Source organism: Sinomonas terricola (assembly GCF_034931225.1).
Lineage (GTDB): Bacteria > Actinomycetota > Actinomycetes > Actinomycetales > Micrococcaceae > Sinomonas > Sinomonas terricola.
In genome coordinates this window covers 15,939-40,239 of the sequence record NZ_JAYGGQ010000010.1, presented here as the reverse complement: position 1 = coordinate 40,239, position 24,301 = coordinate 15,939, and the positions used below count along the sequence as shown (strand labels likewise).

At 71.2% G+C, this 24,301-nt stretch carries 24 protein-coding genes; 13 read left to right on the top strand and 11 right to left on the bottom strand.

The annotated features are described in order from the left end of the window. Nucleotides 1-16: 16 nt before the first annotated feature. Nucleotides 17-1,399, top strand: a complete 1,383-nt coding sequence (locus SPF06_RS13250; protein ID WP_323279573.1) for an LCP family protein — start codon at nt 17-19, stop codon at nt 1,397-1,399. Between the two features lie 122 nt (nt 1,400-1,521). Here SPF06_RS13250 and SPF06_RS13245 read toward each other — a convergent pair whose 3' ends face one another. Further along, the gene (locus SPF06_RS13245) at nt 1,522-2,367 is read right to left on the bottom strand and encodes an SGNH/GDSL hydrolase family protein (protein ID WP_323279572.1); all 846 of its coding nucleotides are present in this window, start codon (nt 2,365-2,367) and stop codon (nt 1,522-1,524) included. 243 nt (nt 2,368-2,610) lie between these two features. Between SPF06_RS13245 and SPF06_RS13240 the strand changes: the two genes are divergently transcribed. From SPF06_RS13240 to SPF06_RS13220, 5 genes are all read left to right on the top strand, one after another. Further along, the gene (locus tag SPF06_RS13240) at nt 2,611-3,816 is read left to right on the top strand and encodes a multidrug effflux MFS transporter (protein ID WP_323279571.1); all 1,206 of its coding nucleotides are present in this window, start codon (nt 2,611-2,613) and stop codon (nt 3,814-3,816) included. 296 nt (nt 3,817-4,112) lie between these two features. Further along, the gene (locus SPF06_RS13235) at nt 4,113-5,495 is read left to right on the top strand and encodes an ATP-binding protein (protein WP_323279570.1); all 1,383 of its coding nucleotides are present in this window, start codon (nt 4,113-4,115) and stop codon (nt 5,493-5,495) included. Between the two features lie 76 nt (nt 5,496-5,571). Continuing rightward, a complete protein-coding gene (locus tag SPF06_RS13230) occupies nt 5,572-6,663 on the top strand; it encodes an App1 family protein phosphatidate phosphatase (RefSeq protein WP_323279569.1) in 1,092 nt (363 codons plus the stop codon). 129 nt (nt 6,664-6,792) lie between these two features. Then, nucleotides 6,793-7,989, top strand: a complete 1,197-nt coding sequence (locus tag SPF06_RS13225; protein WP_323279568.1) for a type III polyketide synthase — start codon at nt 6,793-6,795, stop codon at nt 7,987-7,989. A 4-nt stretch (nt 7,990-7,993) separates the two neighbouring features. Beyond that, nucleotides 7,994-9,127 (top strand): FAD-dependent oxidoreductase, encoded by a 1,134-nt coding sequence (locus tag SPF06_RS13220; protein ID WP_323279567.1) that lies wholly within the window; start codon nt 7,994-7,996, stop codon nt 9,125-9,127. A gap of 34 nt (nt 9,128-9,161) precedes the next feature. Here SPF06_RS13220 and gluQRS read toward each other — a convergent pair whose 3' ends face one another. Together gluQRS and SPF06_RS13210 are read right to left on the bottom strand one after the other, a co-directional pair. Then, nucleotides 9,162-10,103: a tRNA glutamyl-Q(34) synthetase GluQRS gene (gene gluQRS, locus SPF06_RS13215; protein ID WP_323279566.1), complete on the bottom strand. Its 942-nt coding sequence runs from the start codon at nt 10,101-10,103 to the stop codon at nt 9,162-9,164. A gap of 100 nt (nt 10,104-10,203) precedes the next feature. After that, nucleotides 10,204-11,526, bottom strand: a complete 1,323-nt coding sequence (locus tag SPF06_RS13210; protein WP_323279564.1) for an alkaline phosphatase family protein — start codon at nt 11,524-11,526, stop codon at nt 10,204-10,206. A gap of 132 nt (nt 11,527-11,658) precedes the next feature. Between SPF06_RS13210 and SPF06_RS13205 the strand changes: the two genes are divergently transcribed. The 5 genes from SPF06_RS13205 to SPF06_RS13185 all read left to right on the top strand — a co-directional run bounded on the left by SPF06_RS13205 (nt 11,659) and on the right by SPF06_RS13185 (nt 14,847). Then, the gene (locus SPF06_RS13205) at nt 11,659-12,201 is read left to right on the top strand and encodes a MarR family winged helix-turn-helix transcriptional regulator (protein ID WP_323279563.1); all 543 of its coding nucleotides are present in this window, start codon (nt 11,659-11,661) and stop codon (nt 12,199-12,201) included. Further along, the gene (locus tag SPF06_RS13200; protein ID WP_323279561.1) at nt 12,198-12,965 is read left to right on the top strand and encodes an SGNH/GDSL hydrolase family protein; all 768 of its coding nucleotides are present in this window, start codon (nt 12,198-12,200) and stop codon (nt 12,963-12,965) included. The genes SPF06_RS13205 and SPF06_RS13200 overlap by 4 nt, the downstream gene beginning before the upstream one ends. Before the next feature lie 116 nt (nt 12,966-13,081). Next, the gene (locus SPF06_RS13195; protein WP_323279560.1) at nt 13,082-13,417 is read left to right on the top strand and encodes an ArsR/SmtB family transcription factor; all 336 of its coding nucleotides are present in this window, start codon (nt 13,082-13,084) and stop codon (nt 13,415-13,417) included. 10 nt (nt 13,418-13,427) lie between these two features. Next, the gene (locus SPF06_RS13190) at nt 13,428-14,408 is read left to right on the top strand and encodes a TIGR03086 family metal-binding protein (protein WP_323279558.1); all 981 of its coding nucleotides are present in this window, start codon (nt 13,428-13,430) and stop codon (nt 14,406-14,408) included. Next, entirely contained in the window at nt 14,401-14,847 is a 447-nt protein-coding gene (locus SPF06_RS13185) for an SRPBCC family protein (RefSeq protein ID WP_323279557.1), read from the top strand. Before SPF06_RS13190 ends, SPF06_RS13185 begins: the two co-directional genes overlap by 8 nt. 7 nt (nt 14,848-14,854) lie before the next feature. On the opposite strand, the gene SPF06_RS13180 is transcribed toward SPF06_RS13185, so the two are convergent. The 4 genes from SPF06_RS13180 to SPF06_RS13165 form a co-directional block, all read right to left on the bottom strand. Beyond that, nucleotides 14,855-15,718 (bottom strand): FAD:protein FMN transferase, encoded by an 864-nt coding sequence (locus tag SPF06_RS13180; RefSeq protein ID WP_323279556.1) that lies wholly within the window; start codon nt 15,716-15,718, stop codon nt 14,855-14,857. After that, nucleotides 15,702-16,247 (bottom strand): FMN-binding protein, encoded by a 546-nt coding sequence (locus SPF06_RS13175; RefSeq protein WP_323279555.1) that lies wholly within the window; start codon nt 16,245-16,247, stop codon nt 15,702-15,704. Before SPF06_RS13175 ends, SPF06_RS13180 begins: the two co-directional genes overlap by 17 nt. Next, nucleotides 16,244-17,674 (bottom strand): ferredoxin reductase family protein, encoded by a 1,431-nt coding sequence (locus tag SPF06_RS13170; RefSeq protein WP_323279554.1) that lies wholly within the window; start codon nt 17,672-17,674, stop codon nt 16,244-16,246. Before SPF06_RS13170 ends, SPF06_RS13175 begins: the two co-directional genes overlap by 4 nt. 133 nt (nt 17,675-17,807) lie before the next feature. Continuing rightward, nucleotides 17,808-18,671: an enoyl-CoA hydratase/isomerase family protein gene (locus tag SPF06_RS13165; protein ID WP_323279553.1), complete on the bottom strand. Its 864-nt coding sequence runs from the start codon at nt 18,669-18,671 to the stop codon at nt 17,808-17,810. An 84-nt stretch (nt 18,672-18,755) separates the two neighbouring features. Between SPF06_RS13165 and SPF06_RS13160 the strand changes: the two genes are divergently transcribed. Further along, complete coding sequence (locus SPF06_RS13160; protein ID WP_323279552.1) at nt 18,756-19,187, top strand: Lrp/AsnC family transcriptional regulator; 432 nt, start codon at nt 18,756-18,758, stop codon at nt 19,185-19,187. A 139-nt stretch (nt 19,188-19,326) separates the two neighbouring features. Then, the gene (locus SPF06_RS13155; protein WP_323279551.1) at nt 19,327-20,358 is read left to right on the top strand and encodes an ornithine cyclodeaminase; all 1,032 of its coding nucleotides are present in this window, start codon (nt 19,327-19,329) and stop codon (nt 20,356-20,358) included. Between the two features lie 18 nt (nt 20,359-20,376). On the opposite strand, the gene SPF06_RS13150 is transcribed toward SPF06_RS13155, so the two are convergent. The 4 genes from SPF06_RS13150 to dapA all read right to left on the bottom strand — a co-directional run bounded on the left by SPF06_RS13150 (nt 20,377) and on the right by dapA (nt 24,272). Beyond that, nucleotides 20,377-20,640, bottom strand: coding sequence for a hypothetical protein (locus tag SPF06_RS13150; protein WP_323279549.1), 264 nt, complete (start codon nt 20,638-20,640; stop codon nt 20,377-20,379). Between the two features lie 236 nt (nt 20,641-20,876). Further along, nucleotides 20,877-21,746, bottom strand: a complete 870-nt coding sequence (locus SPF06_RS13145) for a pyrroline-5-carboxylate reductase family protein (RefSeq protein ID WP_323279548.1) — start codon at nt 21,744-21,746, stop codon at nt 20,877-20,879. An 80-nt stretch (nt 21,747-21,826) separates the two neighbouring features. Further along, nucleotides 21,827-23,332 carry an aldehyde dehydrogenase family protein gene (locus tag SPF06_RS13140; RefSeq protein WP_323279547.1) on the bottom strand — a complete coding sequence of 502 codons (1,506 nt, stop codon included), beginning with the start codon at nt 23,330-23,332 and terminating at the stop codon, nt 21,827-21,829. A gap of 28 nt (nt 23,333-23,360) precedes the next feature. Further along, nucleotides 23,361-24,272, bottom strand: coding sequence for a 4-hydroxy-tetrahydrodipicolinate synthase (gene dapA / locus SPF06_RS13135; protein WP_323279546.1), 912 nt, complete (start codon nt 24,270-24,272; stop codon nt 23,361-23,363). Between the last annotated feature and the right edge of the window lie 29 nt (nt 24,273-24,301).

Below are 24,301 nucleotides of genomic sequence, written 5' to 3'. Positions count from 1 at the left end.
CGACCCGAGGAGCCGCATGCGGCACACGACCGATCGCGAGGCCAGCGCGCCCAACGAGCCCTACCACGATCTCTACGGGCAGCTCATCGCCCGGGACCGCCGCCGGATCTTCCGCAGGCGGCGGGCTACGGTGCTCTCGATCGCGCTCGTCATCGTGCTCGTGCTCGCCGGCGGGATCTTCGCGCTCACGACGTATCTCGGGATCGAGAACGGGATCAAGCGGTCCCAGGCGCTCGACGGCGGCGCGGGCCTCGACCAGGACGCCAACATCCTGCTCATGGGCCTCGACAGCCGCCTCGACGAGAACGGCAATGCGCTGAGTCAAGAAGAGTACGACGCCCTCCACTCCGGCAGCTCGGACGACGGCGGGTACAACAGCAACGTGCTCATGCTCCTCCACGTGCCGAAGGACGGGAGCACCGCGACGATCATCTCGATCCCCCGCGACGACTACGTGGACCTCGCCGGAGCGCCCGACGGCGTCAAGAAGGGCAAGGTCAAGCAGGCCTACGGGTACGCGATGGACCAGGCCATGCGCGAGCTCAAGGCCAGCCAGGGGAGCAAGAGCGACGCCGAGATCTATCAGCAGGCGCGCGACGCCGGCCGCAAGGCCGAGATCGAGACGGTGCAGAACTTCCTCAACGTCAAGGTGGACCACTTCGTCGAGGTCACGATGGCCGCGTTCCTCTCGGTCGCGAAGGCCGTCGCGCCCATCACGGTGTGCCTCCAGGAGGCCACGAAGGATACGTACTCCGGCGCCGACTTCAAGGCCGGCCAGCAGCAGCTCAACGCGCAGCAGGCCGTTGCGTTCGTGCGCCAGCGGCGCGACACGTCCGGCTCGGGGGTCTTCCTCACCGACCTCGACCGAGCCCGCCGCCAGCAGGCGTTCATCTCCTCGCTCGCGACGCAGCTCAAGCAGAAGGGCACGTTCACCGATCTCGGCAAGATCCAGGGAATCATCGGCGCGCTCAAGGACAAGATGGCGGTGGACCAATCGCTCAACCTCATCGACTTCGGGCTCAAGGCCAAGCAGCTGACCGAGAACCGCACGAAGTTCGTGACGCTTCCGATTGTCGATTTCGGGTGGTCGGACACGGGGGAGTCGATCAACGTCGTGGACCAGGCCGCGATCCGGGCCCAGGTGTCGCAGCTCCTCTCGCCGCAGCCGTCGACGAGCGCGGCCGCCCCTCCGGCTGCTCCTCAGACCACCGGCGGCACGGCCCAGCAGGCTCCCGCACCGCAGGCGCCGGCTCAGGGGACTGGCCAACAGGGGACTGGCCAACAGGGCCCTCAGGGCGCCCCCGCGCCCGCCCAGCCGTCGCCGTCGGGCACGGGCTCGTACGACGCCGGCGACTGGTCGTCGTCGCTCTTCGGCGGCGGGATCCCCTGCGTCAAGTAACGCCTGGCCAGATCCCGCCCCACCCCTGGCCACCTCTCGCCCCACGCCTGGCCATCTCTCGCCCCACGAGTGGCCATCTCTCGCCCCATGCCTGGCCACATCCGGAGGCCCAGGCAGCCGCTTCACAGCGGGAACGCCGGTCCGCGCCCCTCGAGAACCTCGGGATGCTCAAGCGCGTAGCGCCGCAGCCCGCCCTTTCGGGGCACCTTGACGGGCTCGGGCCAGCGGGGGCGGAGCGAGTCGCCGAGCGTCACGCCGCGCAGCTTGCGGCCGATAAGCGGCAACACCCAGTCGTTGAGCCACTCGCGCTGGGCATCGATCCATTCGAGTGTGCTGCGGTGCGCGAGCGGCTCCCAGTCGAGGGGCTTGATCGGGGTCGGGACGCCGAGATGCGTGAGGACTTGGCGCGCGAGGAACTTGTGCCCGGCGGTCGACATGTGGAGGCGGTCCGCGTCCCACATGCGCTTGTCGTTGTACTCGTCGAAGCACCAGTAGTCCACGAGGACCGCCCGATGCTCGCGTGCGAGCTCTCGCACGCGAGCGTTGTACTGCCAATTGCGCCGGCGCAGCGGTTCGAGCAGGGGCGCGACCTTGACGTCGTAGCCGGTGAAAAGCACGAGGGTCGCGCCCGTTCCGGCCAGCCGAGCCACGAGTCCCGCATACTCCTCGAGCAGGCGGTCCATGTCCGTGCCCACGTCCAGGATGTCGTTGCCGCCCGCGTAGAGCGTCACGAGGGTGGGCTCAAGGGCGAGGGCGGGTTCGAGCTGGTCGTCGATGATTTGGCGGAGGCGCTTCGAGCGAACCGCGAGGTTGGCGTACTCCCAGCCCTTCTCGTGCTTTGCGAGCTTCTCCGCAACGCGGTCGGCCCATCCACGCACGCCGTTGGGCAGCCCGGGATGTACGTCCCCGACGCCCTCGGTGAAGGAGTCGCCGAGGGCGACGTACCGCCGTCGAACGCTGTCACCCACGTGGGCACTCTAAAAAGGGTCAGCCACGCCCGGGCAACGCGCAGGCGACGCGCGGGTTAACTCCCGTGACCGGATCCCGCCCACGGGCCCCGGACCGGCCACGACCGGGCCAGCCGTCGGGCGAGATGTGGCCACGGGAGCCGAGGGGACCGTCGACGTGTCATGTTGCTGACACGTCAAGGGCCGAATGAGCCCGCGAGCCCGAGTAAAAGTAGGCTGGCACGGTCGCACGAAAGGAACGCCATGCCACTGCCTGCCCTCAACCGCTCCGGCCATCTGAGCGGGGCATGGCTCCTCGTCCTCGCGCTGCTCGCCATGACCGCGCCGCTCTCGACCGATCTCTACCTCCCGGGCTTCCCCCGCGTGCAGCAGGACTTCGCGGCCTCGGCGTCCGGCGTCCAGCTCACCCTCACGGCGTTCCTCGTGGGCATGGCGTTCGGCCAGCTCGGCTTCGGGTCGATCTCCGATCGCTTCGGGCGCATCGTCCCGCTCGTGTGCGGCACGGCGCTCGCGCTCGCCGCATCGGCGCTCGCCGCCGTCGCCCCTTCGCTCGAGGTGCTCATCGCGGCCCGGCTCGTGCAGGGCCTCGGCGGGGCGGCCGGCGTCGTCATCGCGCGAGCGATCGTCGTGGACCTCACGCGCGGCACCGAAACCGCGCGGACCATGAGCCTCATGATGACCGTGGGCGGCATCGCGCCCATCCTCGCGCCGTCGATCGGTGCCTTCCTCCAGGGGCCCATCGGGTGGCGGGGCATCATGTGGACGCTTGCGGGACTGTTCGCGGTCATGATCACGTCGGTGGGGCTCGTCTTCCGCGAGACCCGCCCGCGCGAGAAGCGCGACGGCGCGAGCCCGCTCCGCTCCCTCGCCCACGTGGTCCGCGTGCCGCGATACGTCCTGTTCGCGGCGCTCTTCGCGACGACGTTCGCCGTCATGATGACGTACATCTCGGCGAGCAGCTTCGTGTACCAGAACGTCCTCGGGTTCAGCGCCGTCGGGTATGGCGTGGCGTTCGGCGTCAACGCCGCGGGGCTCATCGCGGCGGGCTACATCTCGTCTCGGCTCGCCCGGACGGTCGGACCGCTTCGCACCGTGCGGGTTGCCGTGCCGCTCCTGCTCGCGTTCTGCGCGCTCACGCTCGCGGTCGCCCTCCTGCCCGGGCCGAGCTGGCTCCTCGCGGTGCCGATCTGGCTTTCGGTCACGACCGTCGGATTCATCATGGGCAACTCGACCGCCCTCGCGCTCGACGCCGTCCGCCACGTCTCGGGAAGCGGCTCCGCGGGGCTCGGCTTCACGCAGTTCGTGTTCGGCGCCGCCGTCTCGCCGCTCTCGGGCATCGGCGGCGCAGGCACCGCGGTGCCGATGGCGCTCCTCATGACGACGGCGGCCGCGATCGCCATGCTGCTCTTGGCCGCGGCGGCGAGGCAGGGCCGCACGGCGTCGGCGTAGGGCGCGGACGACGGCGACTCCCCCCAAGGTGCCCGGGCTTCCGGACATTGCCCTGCGCCGAAGCAGGGGGCAACGTCCGTACCGGGAGGCATTCCGGGGCTCCTCGGTCCGCGGACGCCTTACCGCCGTCAAGACGCACCGAGGCCGTTCTCTCGGCCGCAACGCGTCTCCCGCCGCGCACCGAGTCACATCCCCCGGCCGCTACTCCGCCGCAACCTAGCCGCCACCTGCCCCCGCTAGACTCGCCTCACGGGGCCCCCGCACGGCCCCCGTGAGCGCAGCGAAGGAGCACGCCCATGACCACCTGGCGCATCCGGGACTTCCACCCCTCCGACCTCGACGGCATGTTGAACCTGTGGAGCGCCATGACGTCGTCGGGCATCGAGCCCGTCTACTCGCTCTCGGAGGTCCTCGCGAGCTGCCAGGCCGACTACGCGACGGTCGCGGTGCACGGCGAGGACGTCGTGGGCGCTGCCGTCGCGCGAGCGGCCCACGAACAGGGCTGGATCGTGTTCCTCGCGATCCTCCCCGAATGGCGCAGCCGCGGGATCGGCACGGCGCTCCTGGCCTCGATCGAACACCGCATGGCGCCGCTCGGCCTCACAAAGCTCTCGGCGCTCATGCCGGACACGGAGACGCGCGTGGACGCGTTCACGGCGCGCGGCTTCAAGGACGTCAAGAACCTGCGCTTCTTCGAGCGGCAGATCCCGGTTCAGCGCGCTGAACTGGGCCCGCTCGCGCAGCTCGGCGGGCGCGTCCTCCCGCGTGACCTGTGGGAGAACGTCGCCGGCATGCAGCGAGAGAAGCAGCTCCTCGAGCGGCGGCTCGTGCTCCCGCTCGCCGAGGCGGAGCTCGCGGACGAGTTCGGCGTCGTGCCGCCGCGCGCCGTCGTCCTCTTCGGCCCGCCCGGCACGGGCAAGACGACGTTCGCGAAGGCCATCGCATCCCGCCTCGAGTGGCCGTTCGTCGAGGTGTTCCCGTCCCGCCTCGCGTCCGACTCGGAGGGCCTCGCGGGCGCCCTCCGGCGCACGTTCACGGAGATCGCCGAGCTCGAGCATGCGGTCGTGTTCCTCGACGAGGTCGAGGAGATCGCGTCCCACCGCGCGGGCGACCCGCCCAGCCCCACCCAGGGCGTCACGAACGAGCTCCTCAAGATCATCCCCGCGTTCCGCGAGCAGTCGGGCCGCCTCCTGGTCTGCGCGACGAACTTCATCCGCGCCCTCGACTCTGCCTTCCTGCGCCATGGGAGGTTCGACTATGTCATCCCGATCGGCCTGCCTGACGCCGAGGCCCGGCAGGCGATGTGGCAGCGTTTCATCCCCGAGGCGGTCGTCGACTCGGTGGACGTCGGGCAGCTCGTCGAGCGCACCGTCGGTTTCTCGCCCGCGGACATCGAGTTCGCCGCCCGTTCGGCGTCGCAGCGCGCGCTCGAGAAGGCGGTCTACGCGCCGGCGGCGGTGGTTGCCTCGGCCGCGGGCGACAGTGACGCAGCCGACGACGGCGCCGCCGCCTCTGGGGCGCATCTCGCCGGTTCTGCCCCGGCCGGGGCGGGTGCGAATGGGCGGCGCGGTCCGACCACCGAGGACTACCTCGAGGCTATCTCGGAGACCAAGACAACCGTGAGCGACGAGGTCGCGGCGGCGTTCCTCGAGGACATCGAGCAGCTGGCCCGCGTGTGAGGGAAAGCGCACGCCCGCCGACGTTGCGCCGTCGCCGTTTCTGTGACGCGCGCCAACCCGTGGCAAAGTGTTGCGCATGACCCGACCCCTCCTCAAGGCCGCCCATCGCGTCGGCGACCGCGTGCACGCTGTCCAAATGGGCTGGGCGCGCAGGTTCGGGTTCATCCCCGAGGTCGTCGCGTATCGCGGGTACGGCACCACGACCCGCGTGCGGATCCTCGCCCGCGTCCTCTACGGCGCCCCGGGCCTGCACCGCATCGGCGCCAACACGACGCGCGAGCCCAGCCGCGGCCGCGACGGGTGCCGCCCCGGGTGGTCCGAAGCGCGGCCACAGGGCTGGACCGGCACGGAGAACGTGCGCGGATGGCGCGCGTTCACGAGCGTCCCGATCGAGCACTCTGTTGTGACGATCGAGATCGGCGACACCACGCAGACCGCGCGCGCGGACTTCGGCGGGGTCGTGGACGCGATGGTAGACGTCACGCTCGAGCCTGGCTGGCATCCCGTCCGCCTGAGCGCCGACGGCGCTGTGCCGGCGGTCGGCCAGGTCCTCGTCGTCGACCCCGCGACGACGTTCGGCATCGTCTCCGACATCGACGACACCGTCATGGTCACGGCCCTCCCGCGCCCGTTTCTTGCCCTGTGGAACACGTTCGTGCTGAGCGAGCGGGCCCGGACGCCCACGCCCGGCATGTCCGTGCTGCTCGACCGGCTCGCTGCCCGGCATCCCGAGGCCCCGGTCATGTACCTCTCGACCGGTCCGTGGAACGCCGCCCCGACGCTCTCGCGGTTCCTCGGCCGGAACCTGTACCCCGCGGGCCCGCTGCTCCTGACTGACTGGGGCATGACGCCGGACAGCTGGTTCCGCAGCGGCCGCGAGCACAAGGCCCGCAACCTCGCCCGGCTCGCGGCCGAGTTCCCGGACGTGAAGTGGCTCCTCATCGGGGACAACGGCCAGCACGACGAGGCGATCTACGCCGAGTTCGCGCGGCGGCACCCCGAGAGCGTCGCGGCCGTCGCGATCCGCGAGCTCACGGGCAGCGAGGCCGTGTTCTCGGGCGGCACGATGCACGACGGCCACCCCACCCCCGTTCCCGGCGTGCCGTGGGCGTCGGAGCCCGACGGCGCAGCCCTCGCCGAGCAGCTCGAGGCCCTCGGGGTGCTCTGAGGGGCGTCCCCGCCGGTGCCGGTTCCCCGCAGCTGTGCCGCTTCGCCGCAAACGGGCTGCGGACCCGCAGCACATGTGCGGGGAATAGGCACACGAAGTCTTCGACGCCGACAATCCAGCGCTCACCCCTTGCCCCCACGGCACCACCAGCGGCGAAAATGGCCCATGACGGTGCTCATGAGGTCCCTTGAAACCGCAGTTCCCGCGACAGTCCTCAAGCAGGCCGAGGCCCGGGACGTCTTCGCAGCCCAGGAGGGCCTCACGCGCCTCGGAACGCGGCTCGTGCGAGCGTGCTTCGACGCCGCCGCGATCGATACGCGGCACAGCGCGGTCGCCGAATTCTCGTGGGACCGCCCCGACCACGATCCCGACTTCTTCGATTCATCGACGGGAACGCTCCTCACCCCGAGCACGAAGGTCCGCAACGACCTGTTCGTCCGCGAGGCCACGCCGCTCTTCACCGAGACGGCCCGCCGCGCCCTTGAGGCAGCCGACGGCATCGCCCCCGAGGACGTCACGCACGTCATCACGGTCTCCTGCACGGGCTTCTTCAACCCGGGCCCGGACTATCGGATTGTCCGCGCACTCGGGCTGAACCCCGCCGTCCAGCGGTTCCACCTCGGCTTCATGGGCTGCTACGCGGCGTTCCCGGCCCTCCGCGCGGCGAAGGCGTTCTGCGATGCGGACCCGCGCGCCGTCGTCCTCGTGGCCATCGTCGAGCTCTGCAGCCTCCACGTGCGCAGCTCGAACGACCCGGACACGATCCTTGGCGCATCGCTCTTCGCCGACGGCGCCGCCGCCGCCATCGTCACGGCCCGCGACCTCCCGCTCACGCGCCCGGCCCTGAGCCTCGACGCGTTCGAGACCACGCTCACGCCCGTGGGCGAGGAGACGATGGCGTGGAACATCGGCGATCGCGGCTTCGAGATGGTCCTCGGCACGTACGTCCCGCACCTCATCGACGACCACATCACGGGCGCCCTCGAACCCCTCTTCGCGCGCGACGACGCGCTCTCGGGCCGGCCCCACGCCGAGATCGAGCACTGGGCCATCCACCCGGGCGGGCGCAGCATCGTGGACAAGGTCGTCGCGAGGCTCGGCCTGAGCGAGGCGCAGGCCGAGCCGGCACGCGAGACGCTGCGCGAGTTCGGGAACATGAGCAGCGCGACCGTCATGTTCGTCCTCGAGCGCATCCTCGCTCGGCCGCGTGCGGACGACGGCGGCCCCCACGGCGGCTCGCGCCCTGGCTCCGAGCGCGTGTGCGCAATGGCGTTCGGCCCCGGGCTGACCGTCGAGACGGCGCTCTTGACCCGCGTGCTTCCCTGACGGCATGACTGCGCCCGAGCGGCACGACGTCGTCGTCGTCGGGGGCGGGCCCGTGGGCCTCTGCCTGGGGGTGCTCCTCGCGCGGCGGGGCGTCGACGTCGTCGTGCTCGAAGCCCGCGCCGAGCGGCTGCGGCATTCGCGCGCGATCGGCATCCACCCGCCCGGCCTGCGCGTCCTCGAGTCGGCGGGTGTCGCGGCCGGCCTCGCGGCGGCGGGGGTGCAGCTTCGCGACGGCGTCGCGCGAGCGGGCGGCCACGATATTGCGCGCCTCGAGTTCGATCCGCCCATCCTCGCGGTCCCGCAGTGGCGCACCGAGGAGGCTCTCGAGACCCGCCTCGCCGAGCTCGCTCCCGACGCGCTGCGGCGCGGCGTGCGCGCGGTCGCCGTCGAGCCCGAGGCGGGCGGCGCCGTCGTCCATGCGGAGGTCCCCGCGGGCGAGACGCGGTTCGCGGCGCGGCGGGTCGCGGCGGCCGACGGCGCGCACTCGCCACTCCGGGCCGCGCTGGGCATCGCGGTGCGCGAGCGGGCGTACCCGGACGCGTACGTCATGGGCGACTATGCCGACGCGACCGACGACGGCCACGCCGCCGTCCTGCACCTCGAGCCGGGCGGGATCGTCGAATCGTTCCCGCTCCCGGGCGGCGTGCGGCGATGGGTCGTGCACCTGGATTCTCCCTTGGCGGACGCGACGCCGGGCGAGCTCGCGCGGCTCATTGCGCAGCGCACGGGGGTGGCCGTCGACGCTGCGACGAACTCGATGCTCAGCACGTTCACCGTCCGCGAGCGGCTCGCGGAGTCGATGGTGCGGGGGCCCGCGGTGCTCCTCGGCGACGCCGCGCACGAGCTGAGCCCGATCGGCGGCCAGGGCATGACCCTCGGCTGGCTCGACGCCGAGGCCTTCGCGCCACTGCTTGCGCGGGCGGCGAAGGACGACGGCGCGTGGCCCGAGCTGTGGGCTGCGGTCGAGAGCGGGCGACGGCGCGCGGCGGCCGAGGCGGCCCGGCATGCGGGGCTCAACATGGCCTTGGGGAGGCCGCTCCCGGGGCCGCTCATGGCGGCGCGGAATGCGGTTTTCGGGGAGCTCTACCGCGTCGACGCCGTGCGGGCCTGGACGTCGCGGCGCTTCACGATGCAGTAGGCGCTCCTCGGTGGTGCCAGGTCGCGGGGACAGCTCAGACGGCGGTGGATCCGCCCAGACCCGAGAGCTCAGCGCGATGAGGCGGCCGCGACGTCAGCTCCGCGGGGTCGAGCACCCACGGCTCGCGGGGGAGCGCGGCAGGGGCGAACGCGGCGAGGGCGGCGGAGGGGGAACCGGGGAGCCGGACCGACGCGAGGAGCAGCTCCGTGACGCGCTCCGGCCCGACCCCGGCGCTGGCAAGCGCCGCGAGGGTCACGGCGCCGTCGCGCTTCGCGAGACGCCGGCCGGCCGGGTTGAGCACGAGAGGCACGTGGGCGTACTCGGGCACGCGGTACCCGAGGAGCCCGGCGAGATAGGCCTGCCGCGGGGTTGACGGCAGGAGGTCGTCGCCACGGACAACCTGGTCCACGCCCTGCTCGGCATCGTCCACGACGACGGCGAGGTTGTACGCGACTACCCCGTCGTTGCGCTGGAGCACGAAGTCGTCGACGAGCCCCGCATACCGCCCGTGAAGGACGTCCGTGACGGCCCACTCGCTGACCCCCGCGCGCAGGCGGATCGCCGCGGGACGCTCGGCACGCCGTCGTTCGCGCTGCGCCTCGGTGAGGTCGCGGCACGTGCCGGGATACGCGCCCTGCGGTGCGTGCGGGGCGCTCGGCGCCTCCTGGATCTCGCGGCGCGTGCAGAAGCACTCGTAGGTGAGGCCGTCGGCGGCGAGGCGGCGCAGGGCGCTCGCGTGCAACTCGGCGCGCTCGGTCTGGCGCACCACATCGCCGTCCCAGTCGATCCCGATCGATGCGAGATCGCGGAGCTGAAGCTCCTCGGCGCCCGCCCGCGCCCGGTCGAGGTCCTCGACGCGGACGAGGAAGCGGCGGCCCGTCGATCGCGCGAAGAGCCACGCGAGCAGCGCCGTGCGGAGGTTCCCGACGTGGAGTTCGCCAGAGGGGCTGGGGGCGAAGCGGCCGGCGGACGTCATGCCCCAAGGTTAGCCACGCGCCGTCGTCTGTGGCCGTTTCGGGGTCACCTCCCGTGGGTGATATCCACAGCACGTGACCCCCAGAACGGCACGCGAGCCGCTAGGCCGGCGGCGGGACCGTCAGCGCGAGCTCGTCCCGGATCTGGGCGAGATGCGAGGGCTGGGCGGCGAGCTGGGCCGGGACGGGCGGCGCCGTCGGAGCCGTGACCCCCGCGAGGGGATCGTCGCTGCGGGGAACGTCCAGCGTGAGCGCCCCGCCGACGTCGGGCGCCGCGGCGTCCCGGTGCGTGAGGGGAGGGAGGTTCCAGCGGTGCTCGACCGTGGCGAGGATGCTCGTGTGGTCGAACGGCGTGCCGCTGTCGGGGACGCGGAACACCGAGCCCGCGGGGATGAGCGGGCTCACGAGCACGGTCGGGACGCGCGGCCCGAAGCGCGTGAAGTCGAAGCCGAACTGGCCCAGCGAGCTGTCCGGAGGCGTGGCGCCGCCGGGCGGAGGGACGTGGTCGTAGCAGCCCCCGTGCTCGTCGTACGTGATGATGAGGAGCGTCTTGGCCCAGCCGGGGCCTGCCGCGAGGGCCCGATACGTGTCGAGGATGAGCTGCTCGCCGAGGGCCATGTTGTAGTTCGGATGTTGGCTGTTCCCGGTCGAGCTCCAGCTCGGCTCGAGGAACGCGAACGCGGGGAGTGTGCCGGCCGCCGCGTCCGCCTTGAAGTCGGCGAAGAGGCCGATGTTCGCGGCGCCCGCGGAGTGCGTGTCCGGGAAGTTGAGCCGGGTGAGGGGCTGTTTGCTGTACCCGTAGATCTTCCACGGGACGCCGTGCTGGCCGAGGAGCCCGAAGATGCTCGTGACGGAGTACGACTTCGTTGCGTCGTCCATGTGGCCCTGGCTCGTCCCGGCGCACGTGAAGGCGCGGTTGGGGAGGGTCTCGGTCGGTACGGAGCTGAACCAGTGGTCGCACACCGCGAAGCCGCGCGCGAGCCCGCTCAGCACGGGGAGGGCCTCGGGCGTGTAGCAGCCCATGATCCACTCGGGCGCCGTGCCGGGCACGACGTACCACTTCTTCGCCTGGTTGTCCTTGATCGCCTGTGCGTAGTCGGTCACGAAGCCGTTCATTGCCGGGGTGGCGCCGGGCTGGGGATTCGGCGTCCCGAAGAGCTGGCTGTTGGCCCGTTTGAAGCCCTCGCCTGGGTCGGCGCCCGGCATGAAATACGCATCGGGCGTGGTCGGCGTGATGGGGTGCACGGCCACGGGCTTGCCGTCGGTCCCCGGGCAGCTTTCCGTGCCGGAGAGGCCTGCGAACGGGGCGCCGCTCGGCGAGACGTTTCCGGACGAATGGTAGAGGTAGCCGAGCATATGGTCGAAGGATCGATTCTCGAGCATGAGGACGACGATGTGGTCGATCGCGGCGAGACCTGCGGTCATGGCGTTCCTTCCCGAGCGGACGTGTGGGGCCTCCGCGAGACAGGCTAGAGGAGCGGGCGACGGCGCGGAACAGCGAGCGGGAAGGAGGTCGCCTCGGGTCCAAGCCGGGAGACCGTCCTATGCTTGGTATCCGTGACGGAACCCCGCTGGCTCTCGGCCGACGAGCGCCGCGCCTGGCTGGCCCTCTTGAGCGTGACGACGCTCCTCCCAGCCGCGCTCGACGCGCATCTGACCTCCCTCGGGAGGCTCTCCCTCTTCGACTACAACGTCCTCGCGATGCTGAGCGAGGCGGACGGCCGGTCCCTCCCGATGAAGGAGCTCGCCGCCCGCACCTCGGCGTCGCTTTCGAGGCTCTCCCACGTCGTGTCGAAGCTCGAGAAGCGCGGGTGGATCGATCGCGAGCCCTCGCCCGACGACGCCCGCGTCACGACCGCACACCTCACTGATCACGGATGGGAGACGATCCTCGATCTCGCCCCGGACCACGTGGAGCGCGTGCGCGAGATGGTGTTCGACGGGCTCGACGAGAACGACACCCGGCTCCTCGCCGACGTCGCGGAGAAGATCGTCGCGCAGCTCGACGACGCCTCGTGGATCTTCCGCGACGTCACCCGGGATCCCACCCTTCCGTGCCCGAAGCACCAGCCCGCGCGCGACGGCGGGGGAGCGGCATGAGCGCGGAGTTCAGCACGCGCTGGGTCGCCTTGGGGGATTCGTTCACGGAAGGCGTCGGCGATCCCGACCTGTCGCGGCCGAACGGCGTCCGCGGGTGGGCCGATCGCGCGGCCGAGCGCCTCCAGGCCGCCGATCCCGCTTTCGCGTACGCGAATTTGGCGATCCGCGGGAAGAAGCTGCGCCAAGTCGTGGCCGAGCAGCTTGAACCGGCACTCGCCCTCCGCCCGACTCTCGTCACGTTGTACGCGGGCGCGAACGACATCCTGCGCCCGCGCGTCGACATTGACTCCTTGCTCGAGGAGTATGACGCCGCCGTCGCCCGCCTTCAGGAAGCCGGGGCGCGAGTCGTCCTCTTCACTGGCTTCGACGCGGGCTCGTCGAAGATCTTCGGCGCGATGCGCGGGCGGACGGCCGTCTACAACGAGCAGGTCCGGTGGATCGCGGACCGGCGCGGTGCGACGCTCGTGGACTACTGGCGCTATCACGAGTTCCAGGATTGGCGCATGTGGGCCGAGGACCGCATGCATATGTCCGCCCTCGGGCACGCGACGATGGCCAACCGTGTGCTGGGCGTCCTCGAGCATGAGGGACTCGCAGAGCTCCCAGACGCGCCCGAGCTTCCCGTCCTGAGCGCGCGCGAGCGGCTGCGCGCCAATGCCGTCTGGGCGCGCGAGTTTGCGGGGCCGTGGGTCATGCGCCGGCTCACGGGCCGCTCCTCGGGCGACAACCTGAGCCCCAAGTATCCCGCCCTCACCCGTCTCTAGCCCCGTCATCGACTGCTCCATAACTGTCGTTTTGAGCCTCGAAAACGACAGTTATGGAGCAGTCGATGGGAGAGCGGCCCTTGCCAATCGCGTTAGCCAACGCTAACGTATTCATCGTGCCCGATCTCCTGGAAGTCGCTGCGGAGCCGAACCGCCGCAAGCTCCTCCAGCTGCTCGCGGCCGGGGAGTGCTCGGTGACCTCGCTCGCCGATCACTTCAGCGTTTCGCGTTCCGCCATCTCCCAGCACCTCCTCCTGCTCGCCGACGTGGGCCTCGTCGAGGTCCGCAAGGAAGGCCGGAACCGCCTTTACCGGCTCTCGCCCGGCGGTATGGCCCGCCTCCGCGAGCAGGTCGCCGTGTTCTGGACGCGGGAGCTCGACCTCCTCGTGGCCGACGCCGAAGCGCTCGCACGCCTGACCCCACGCCCCAGCCGCCAGACCGACCCCGACTGAAGGAACCGCCATGTCATTCACGAAGACCGTCTTCCTGCCCGTCGAGCCTGCGGAGGCCTTCGAGCTCATCACCCAGCCCGAGCGCCTCCGCCGCTGGATGACCATCTCCGCCCGCATCGACGTGCGCGCGGGCGGCGACTTCCGATGGACCGTCGTCCCGGGCGCCCACGCAGCCGGAACCGTGATCGAGGTCGAGCCCGGCCGGCGCATCTCCTTCGCTTTCGGCTGGGAGGGCAGCGAGGAGGTCGCCCCAGGCAGCTCGGATCTGAGCCTCACGCTCGAACCGGCCGACGGCGGTACGAACCTCACGCTCGTCCACGCTGGGCTCAGCCCCGAGCAGGAGGCCATGCACGCCCAGGGCTGGACCCACTACCTCGGCCGCCTCGTTGCGCTGGCCGAGTCGGGCGATGCCGGGCTCGACGTCTGGGAGAAGCCCGAGGATTTCGACCAGCTCAACGGCGCCGACGCCTCATTCGCCGTCCTGTCGCGCGTGCTCACCGCCATCGGCGCTGAGGCTGCCGGTCTCCCGACCCCGTGCTCCGACTTCACCGTCGCCGCCCTCACGGATCACCTCCGCGGGAGCATCGTGAGCATCGCCAAGGCGCTCGGCGCGGCTCTTCCGGACGACGACGCCAACGCCCCCGCCGAGGTGCGCATCGCCGCCGTCGCCCAGCCGACGCTCGAGGCCTTCGCGCGCCACGGTCTCGGCGGCGAGCTCGACATGGGCTTCGCCGTCCTCCCCGCCGCGTTCGTGGGCAACATCCTCAACCTCGAGTTCCTCGTCCACGCGTGGGACTACGCGACGGCCCTCGGCCGCCCGCTCGAGGTCACGCCCGAACTCTCGGAGTACATCCTCGGCCTCGCGAAGGCCACGATCTCCGACCAGGTCCGCGCGGGCGGATCGTTCGCGGAGGAGACGGTCGTCGACGAGTCCGCCCACGCCCTCGATCGCCTCGTCGCGTTCACCGGCCGGGTGCCCGTCCGTGGTTGACGTCCTGACCTCGGCTGTCATCCACCGTCCCCGGGCGGACGTCGCGGCCTACGCGGCGGACCCGGACAACGCGCCCGAGTGGTACGTCAACATCCGCTCGGCCACGTGGCGCACCCCGAAGCCGCTCGCGGTGGGCAGCGAGGTCGATTTCGCCGCCCGCTTCCTCGGGCGCGACCTCGCGTACACGTACCGCGTCGAGGAATTCGTGCCCGGGGAGCGGCTCGTGATGGCGACGGCACAGGGCCCCTTCCCGATGCGCACGACGTACACGTGGGCGGACGACGGCGCAGGCGGCACCCTGATGACCCTCCGCAACGCGGGGCAGCCGAGCGGATTCGCGTCCGTGGCCGCGCCGTTCATGGCGTCGACGATGCGGCGCGCGAATGTCAAGGACCTCGCGCGGCTCAAGGGGATCCTCGAGCGGCGCGCGCGAGCGTAGGCCGGGCCTACGCAGCGCGTGGCGCCCGGAAGCCGGGCGTCGCGAGCAGTTCGCCCTCGCGCATGACGGCGAGCACGTCGACGTCCCATTCGGCGGCTGCGAGGTCGAGCATCTCGCGGCCCCCCGCGACGATCGCGGTCGCCAAGACGTCCGCCGTCACGATGTCCGGCCCGGCAACGCTCACTTGGGCGAACTCGGGCCTGCCGCAGCCGACCGCCCAGATATGATCGCCGCGCTCCGCGCTCCCGGACGTCGCGAGCGCAAGCCGTCGGCCCGCCGTCGTGCGCCCGGGAACTTCGGGCGCGCCGCACAGCGGATAGGCGCCCAGCAGCGTGCGCCGGTCCGCCGGGTCGACGATCCCCGCAAGCCACGGGCGCTCCGCGTGCGAGGAGTTCCCCGCGCGAGCGGACGACGGCGCAGGCGTGCCTGAGACGAGCACGTCGCCGCCGGCGTTGAGGCACCAGTCGTGCAGGCCGAGGGCTGCGAGCGAACTGCCGGCCTCGGCGATCGCGCGACCCTTCACGAGCCCGCTCAGGTCGAGGACGCCGTCGGGCCGCTCGGCCGTGAAGGCACCGTGCGTGAGCCGCCGCCACGTGACGGCTTCGACATAGCACTCGCGCATTTCGGGGCTCGCATGGGCCAGCCGGAGCACGCCGCGGGCGACGTCGCTCGCCTCGGAATCCGCGCGATAGAGGCTGAAGCGCCGCTCGAGGGCCTCGAAGTCGGCCTCGATCACGCGGCTCGCGGCTGAGATCCGGTCCGCGGCCTCGTCCCGCGCGGTGTCATGAGGGAACGCGACGGTGAGGCTCACGACGGTCCCCATCGCGAGGAACGTCCGCGTGACGCAGTGCGGATCAGGCGCGGGCTGCATCGAGCGCCGCCTGGAGCGATGAGAGATACGCGTCGGACGTCACGGTGGCGCCGCTCACCGTGTCGACATTCGCGGACTGCGCCTGCAGCACCTCGGACCGGAGGGTCGGGGCGGCATAGGCGCTGATCATCTGCGAGCGGCGCTCGGCGTCCGTGAGATGCAGCGCCTTGACGTCGGTGATCTTCCCGCCGGCCACGACGATCTGCACCTGCACCTCGCCGAAGCGCGTTTCCTCCGCCGCGCCCGTGAACGTCCCGTTCTTGAGGGAGCCGGACGACGACGACCCCTGGCTTCCCGAGGCGGAGCCCGCCGAGCCGGAGGTGCTTCCGGCGCCGGAGGTTCCCGCGCCCGAGCCGCCCGACGTGCCCGAGCCGCCTGCAGCGCCTGACGCGCCCGAGTTTCCGAGCGCGGTGCCGCTCGTCCCGGTCGTGACGCTCGCGGCCTCGACGACCCGCGCGCCTGCCTGCCACCCGGCCGCGAGGATCCCGGCGGACGCGAGGGCGGCCGCGGCTGCTGCCCGGGCCCTCACCAGTCGAACCTCTCGTGATGGAGCTGCTCGTCGGAGAGCCCCGAGGCCTTCGCGTCGGCGAGGACGGAGTCGGCCCACGTGGTCGGCCCGCAGACGTACAGATCGGATTCCGCAAGGTTCGCGACGTAGTCCGCGAGCCGGAGCCCCGATTGATGGCGGGGGAGCCACGTATTGCCGCTACGGGCGCGGTGGCCTACGAGCTCGTACAGGGTCGCCCCTTTCTGCCGGCAGAGCTCGGCGATCTCGTCGCGGAGGTAGAGGGTCCCCTGAGTCGAGCCGCGCAGGATGACGGTCGCGTGGCCGGGTGCGAATTCCGCGCGCTCGAGGATCGCGCGCAGGGGGGTGATCCCGATGCCCGAGCCCACGAGCACGAGCCCGGGGCGGGTCCGCGCGGCATGGCCGAAGAGGCCGTGGGGGCCGGAGAGCGAGACCTTAGTGCCAGGCTTCGCAGCCATGAGGGACGCGCTGCCTCGGCCGAGGTTCCGAACGGTGATGCGGAGGCTGCCCGCGGCGGGGTCCGCCGAGAGGCTGAACGGATGGTGGTGCCACCAGAGCCCCGGGGCCAGGAATCGCCAGATGAAGAAGCGCCCGCCCGAGCCGGCCAGCTCCTCGAGGCGCAGGCCCGTGAGCTCGATGTTGACGGCGCCGTCGCCCGCCGGCTCGACGCGCTGGACGGTGAGCTGATGGCGGAAGGTCAGTGCGATCGGCGCCCAGATGCGGTAGCGGACGAGGGCGGCGAGCACGAGGATGTAGAACGCGATCCAGTACCAGCGCTGCCACTGCCCGTCTGCGAACAGGCCGCCGACGCTGAACTGGTGCGGGAGTGCCGTGAGCACGGCCGCGTACGTGAGCAAGTGGACGACGTACCAGAACTCGTACGGGAAGCGCCGGCGTACGGCCACGAGGCTCGTCACGACGACGGCGAGGAACAGCACGATCGAGAGGAACGCGAGCCACATGTCGGGCAGGTTGACCCACATCGAGACGCCCTCGGCGATCGGGTTGAGGCCGTCCGTGACGCCATAGCCAAGCAGGAGGAAGACCATGTGCGCGAGGATGAGGTACAGCGCGGGCTTGCCGAGCTTCCCGTGCACGGCCATGGCCCGGTCGTGGCCGATCGCGCGGTCGATGAGCGGGATGCGCGCGGCGAGCAGGAGCATGACGAGCACGAGGTCGGTGCCGATGAGGCCCGCGACCACGCCGATCGCGGTGAGCGCGGGGCTCAGTCCGTGGAATTGCGCGGCACCGCCGTCGGCGAGGTAGAGGGCGACGGCGGCGGCCCCGGATGCCCACGCGAGCACCGTGAGCGCGTCCTCCCGGAAAAGACGACGGCGGCCGCGGTCGCGGAGTGTCTCGGCCAGCGCGGCGCCGGGGCCGTGGCCCGGCGGCCTGGAGTGCCGTTCGGAAGAGCGGAGGGCTGTCGTCATGCCCTCTACTCTCGCGACCGCTCCTGTCGTTCTCCTGTGATGCTGCTGGAGCGCGATTGTGCATCGGCGCGTGCCCCTCACCTGGAGGCATCCCGATGTGAGGCCCCTCGGAGTTCGCCCGCGCCGCCGCCTGTTACCGGCCCGGGAAGACGGGGGATCTCTTGGCGACGAACGCCTCGGTCCCTTCCTTCATGTCCTCGGTCTCGAACGCGGCCCGGAAGGCGTTCGCTTCGACGTCGAGCCCTTCCGCCGTCGTCCGGCCCACGGCCTCGTTGATCGACCGCTTGGCGAAGGCGACGGCGGTGGGCGACTTCGTGGCGATCTCGCGGATCGTCGCGGCCGCCGCTGCGAGGAGTTGCTCGCGCGTCGGGAAGACGCCGTTGACGAGGCCGAGCGAAGAGGCCTCGTGCGCGGTCAGGCGCCGGGCCGTGTAGATGAGCTCGCGCGCCATGCCGAGGCCGATGCGCTGAGGGAGCCGCACGGAGCCGCCGAAGCCGGGGACGAGGCCGAGGTTGACCTCGGGTTGGCCGAACTGGGCGCTCTCGCTCGCGTAGATGAAGTCCGCTGCGAGCGCGAGCTCGCATCCACCACCGAGCGCGTAGCCGTCGACGCACGCGATCACGGGCACGGGGAGGGCCTCGAGAGCGAGCGTCACGGCGTGCATCGAGCGCGCGTAGGCCACGGCCTCGTCAGGCGACATCGAGGTCATCTCCCGGATGTCGGCGCCCGCGACGAACGCCTTCCCGGCCGCGCCCGTGAGGATCACGCCGCGAACAGGCCATGCGCCGTCGTCGTCCGCACCGGCTCCGCCGCGGTTCGCGCCGTCGCCGTCCTCGCGCCGCGCGTCGCCCAGGCCGCTGAAGAGGTCGCAGACCTTCGCGAGCTCGTCGATGACCTCACGCGAGAGCGCGTTGAGGGCTTCGGGGCGGTTGATCGTGACGGTCGCGACGCCGTCGGCGAACTCGACGATGAGGGTCTCGTAGCTGCCGAAGTCCATGTTCGTGCTCCTGCTCGCTCGTGGTGGCTTGGTGCACACAGGCTAACCCGCGGCCCCGACAGACCCGCGCACTACATTGGGTCCATGGTGACCCTCAGCGATCTCGACCGGCAGCTCCTGTCCGCCCTGCGCGAGGACGGGCGCGAGTCCGTGGCGAGCCTTGCACGGCGGCTCGGCGTGGCGAGGGCGACCGTGAGCAGCCGCATCGACCGGTTGGTCTCCTCAGGCGTCATCATCGGCTTCACGGCGCGCGTGCGCGACGAGGCCGATCCGCTCGCGATCCATGCGATCGCGCTCATCGAGGTCGAGGGGAAGTCGGCGGACAAGGTCATCGCGAGGCTGCGCGGCTTCCCCGAGATCCTCGCGCTGCACACGACCAACGGGCGCTGGGATCTTGTCGCCGAGCTGCGCACCGAGAGCCTCAGCACGTTCGACGGCGTGCTGGGCCGGATTCGCGGGATCGACGGAATCGTCAACAGCGAGACGAGCCTTCTCCTGAGCTCTGTGCTCCGCTGATTATTTGCAGAATGCCCAAACGGGCTCGTCGAAGTGATTAATTGATCGACGAAAGTCGCGCTCTTCGGCCGTTGATGGTGCATATCGTCGGTTCATAGTGTGAACGGGACCCCGTGATCCACCGAAGGAGCCCGTTCACATGGCACGTTTCGTCGACGTCCGCAACATGGTCCGCTGGGCCGCAGGCCGCGGTGCCGAGGACATCATGTCCGGCATGATCGCCTACCTCGAGGAGGACTTCCGCCGCTGGGAGTCCTTCGACAAGACGCCCCGCGTCGCGAGCCACACGGCGTTCGGCGTCATCGAGCTCATGCCGACGAGCACGGACGAGACCTACGGGTTCAAGTACGTCAACGGCCACCCTTCGAATCCGGCCCGCGGCTACCAGACGGTGACCGCGTTCGGCGTCCTCGCGGACGTCCACAACGGCTACCCGACCTTCCTCGCCGAGATGACGGTGCTCACGGCGCTGCGGACGGCGGCGACATCGGCCATGGTCGCGAAGCGCCTCGCCCGCACGGACTCGCGGACCCTCGCGCTGATCGGCTGCGGGACGCAGGCCGAGTTCCAGGCCCTCGCGTTCCGCGCCGCGCTCGGCATCGAGTCGGTTCGCGTGTGGGACACCGATCCCGCCGCCATGGAGAAGCTCGCCAGCAACTTGGGCCCGCTGGGCTTCGACGTCGTCGCGACGTCCTCGGCGGCCGAGTGCGTCGCGGACGCCGACGTCATCACGACGTGCACCGCGGACAAGGCGTACGCCACGATCCTCACGGCCGATCTCGTCCGCCCCGGCGTGCACATCAACGCGATCGGCGGAGACTGCCCGGGCAAGACGGAGCTCGATTCCGCGATCCTGGCCCTCGGCGACGTCTTCGTCGAGTACACCCCGCAGACGCGGATCGAGGGCGAGATCCAGCAGATGCCCGCCGATTACCCCGTGACCGAGTTCTGGGAGGTGCTCACAGGCAGGGCCCCGGGGCGGGTCTCCGAGGAGCAGATCACGATCTTCGACTCGGTCGGGTTCGCCGTCGAAGACTTCGCCGCCCTGCGCTTCGTGCGCGACGCCGTCGACGGCACGGACCTCTACGAAGAGATCGACCTCGTCGCCGCGCCCGAGGACCCGAAGGACCTCTTCGGGCTCATCCGGGCGGCCGCGCCGGCGCGGGTCTGACGCCGCCGGCACCCCCCCTTACCACCAGGCGCGCGCCAATCCGGGTGCTCCGGGGTGATGCCTGACCGTGGCCCGCGCGATGAGGAGGATCTGGCGCTGCTGATGGGTGAGGGCATCCCACGCCTCCGGAGGGAGGCTCTCAATGACGTCGCTGACCTCTTGCACGATCTGCCACTCGCGCTGTGGTTGATCACGTTTCGACAGCGGATCGCCGTCAGCGATCAGCCCGCGATCACGGAGCACTCTCATGGCGTCGGCAAGGATCTCCGCCTGTGCGTTCACTTGGACCCCCTGTTGTCGGTGTACGGCAGGTCCAGTCTCCTGCGGCGCGACGGCAGCGCGCCTCAGTGGCGGGTACCCGATTCCGGTGGGGCCAGTACCTGCCAGTACCTGCCAGTACGCAGGACCGGTCAGGGAACTCACCAAAACGTCCGTACGGGGACTTCGTCACTGAACCCCTCGGGCGGTAACGCGATCATGTCCGAAGCGGTGTCATCCACCGTAGGAAATTCCGGCTCTCACGCGTGCCGGATGGCGTCGCGCAGCTCGACGGACCGTGCGACGGCGGCCCGCATCGCCCGCTCGGAGAGGCTCGCGAGGGCGCCTTCCTCGAGGACGGCGATCGCGCGTTCGGTCGCGCTGCCAGGGCTCGCGATCTCGCCCAGGAGGGCGGAGGCGGCACGCCCTGACGCGTCGAGCAGCGCGAGGGCGCCGTGGAACGTCTCGCGCACGAGCGTCGACGCGACCGCGTCGTCGAAGCCGAGGCCGCGCGTGGCGGCGGCGAGCTCCTCGAGCAGGAAATACGCGTACGCCGGGCCCGCGCCCGAGACCATGGCGAGCACGTCCAGTCGGTCCTCGGGGACGTCGACGACCGTGCCCACGAGCTCGAAGAGGTCTCGAGCGAGCGCGGCTCCGCCCGGGCTCGCGTGGGTTCCCGGGCTGAGCCCGGTCACGCCCAGGCCGAGTTCGACGGGGAGGTTGGGCATCGCGCGCACGACGTCGACCGACGGCGGAAAGGCGCGTTCGAGGTCCGCGGCGCTCACGCCGATCGCGAGCGGGACGACGACGGCGCCCGGCTGGACGTCGTGCGCGATCTCGGCCGCGAGCGGCATCGTCTGCGCGGGCCTGACCGCGAGCACGACGACGTCGGCCCACGCGGCAAGCGTCTGGTTCGCCCGCGCGTCGTCCTCGAGGCTCGCAGCCCAGACATCCGGGCCGAGATCGCTCGGGCGGCGCGTCGTCGCGGCGAGCTCGATCGCCTCCCGGGCCGGGGACCGCGCGAGGCCTGCGAGGATCGAGCGGCCGAGCTGACCCGCGCCCAGGACGGCGACCCGCAGCGGCTCGCGGGGCTCGGCTTTCCGGCTCTCTTCGATCTGGCGAGAAATCATTCGCTTCTCCTTGGTAGATCCGTCCCGGATGCGAGTCTGCCCCGCGGCCGCAGGGCAGCGGGGCAGACTCGCGGGCCGGGTCAGCGCGCGTGGTTGTGCATGACGTGCTTCGTGCGGGAGTAGTCGTCGAGGGCGTAGATCGAGAGGTCGCGGCCGTAGCCCGATCCCTTGAAGCCGCCCCACGGCGCTTCCGTGGCGATGACGAGATGGGAGTTGACCCACACCGTTCCCGCGTCGATCCGCGCGGCAGCCCAGTGGCTGCGCCGGGCGTTCTCGGTGAACACGGACGCGGCCAGGCCCACGGGGACGTCGTTCGCGCGGCGGATCGCCTCGTCGTCGTCCGCGAAAGTCTCCACCGTTACGACCGGACCGAAGATCTCCTCGCGCGCGCATTCGGCGCCCTCGGGGACGTCGATGAGCACGGTGGGGGCCACGAAGTAGCCCGGCCCGGGCAGGGCGGAGCCGCCGACGACGGCGCGGATGCCCTCCTGCTGGGCCCGGTCGAGGTAGCCCAGGACGCGGTCGTAGTGCTCGCGCGAGAAGAGCGGGCCGATCTCGATGTCCTCCCCGGCGAGCGGCTCGCCGACGGCGAGCTCGCGGACCTGGGCGACGAGGCGGTCGATGAACTGCTCGGCGACGGACTCGTGCACGAGGACCCGGCACGCGGCTCCGCATTCCTGGCCCGAATTCCAGAACGAGGCCGTGCGCAGCGACGCCGCGGCGGCGTCGAGGTCGGCGTCGTCGAAGATCACCACGGGCGCCTTGCCGCCGAGTTCGAGGTGGACGCGCTTGAGGGTCTCTGCCGCGGCGCGCGCGACGATGCGGCCGCTGCCGACCGAGCCGGTCAGGGCGATCATGTCCACGTCGGGGTGCTCGGCGAGGCGGGCGCCGACGACCGAGCCCTTGCCCGTGACGACGTTGAACACCCCGGCCGGGAGGAGGTCCGCGACGAGCTCGGCGAATTTGAGCGTCGTGAGCGAGGTCTGCTCGGCGGGCTTGATCACGAGGGTGTTCCCCGCGGCCAGGATCGGGGCGATCTTCCACGCGGCCATGAGCAGCGGGTAGTTCCACGGCGTGACGACGCCGACGACGCCGAGCGGCTCGCGCAGGATGACCGAGAGGTGGTCTTCGGCGTAGTCTCCCGCGGCCATCGTCGTCGTCGCCCGCAGCGCGCCCGCCATGAAGCGGAAGCAGTCGATCGTGCTGTCCACGTCGTCCCGGGAGACCGAGAACGGCTTGCCCGTGTCCGCCGATTCGAGCCGGACGAGGAGGTCGTAGTGCTCGGCCACGCGGTCCGCGATGCGGAGCAGGAGCCCCGAGCGCTCCTTGGGCAGCATCCGGCCCCACTCCGCCTTGGCGGCGACTGCCGCGGCGACCGCCGCGTCGACGTCGTCGGCCGTTCCGACGGCGACCTGGGCGAAGGCCTGCTCCGAGCAGGGTTCGACGACGTCGGCCAGCCCGCCGGCGGGATCGCGGAAGGCGCCGTCGATGAAGTGCTGGGCCGGGGGCAGCTCCTCCGGAGCGAGGAGCGAGGCCGCGCCCGAGGCGCGCCGGAGGGTGAACGCGGTCTGATCTGAGACGGTCATGGGGACTCCTTGCCGGGTTGGGGCGGCGTTAGCCGATGGTCTGTGTGAGGGCGGGGGCGTTCTTGAGGGCCGCGAGGGCGTGCTCGAGCCGAGCGAAGTCCTCGGCGTTGAGGCCGGCCGTGGGGCGCCGCGGCGAGCCAGCCGGGATCCCCTGCAGGCCGAGCCCGGCCTTGACGGACGGGATGAACGGCACCGAGAGGAGCGCGTCGATGACGGGGTACACGCGGTTCCACAGCTCGCGGGCTCCGAGGAGGTCGCCGTCGGCGATCCGGCGGCTCACGGCCACGATCTCGTCCGGTACCACGTTCGCCGTGCCGGCCATGACGCCGGCCGCGCCTTCGACGAGGGCGCTGAACGCGTAGGCGTCCCAGCCGATGAACGTGCCGATCACGTCGCCGTGGTGATGGATGAGCTGGAGCGCCTGCTCCCAGTTCGCGCTCGAGTCCTTGATGTAGCGGATGTTCTCGACCTCCTCGGCGAGCGAGCGGACCGTGGCGGGGTCGAGGTTGACGCCCGTGACGGCCGGGATGTTGTAGAGCATGACCGGGAGGTCGACGGCGCCGGCGACGTCCTTGATGTACGCGACCGTTTCCTCCACGGAGAGCGGCTCATAGTAGGGCGTGATGAGCATGAGGACATCGGCGCCGGATTTCTCGGCGGCCTTCGAGAGGCGGATGGCCTCGGCCGTCGAGGTCGCGCCGGTCTGGGCGATGACTGGGACGCGGCCGTTCGCGTGCTCGATGACCGTGTCGATGAGGAGCAGGCGCTCGTCGGAGGAGAGGGCGCCGACCTCCCCGGTCGAGCCCGCGGCCACGACTCCGTCGACGCCGGCGTCGATCGAGCGGTCGACGACGCGCCGCAGCGTCGCGACGTCAATGGCCTCGTCTTGGTCGAAGGGAGTGGCGAGCGCGGTGAGGACACCGCGGAGGTTCTGGGACATGAGTGATCTTTCGTTGTCAGACGAGCAGT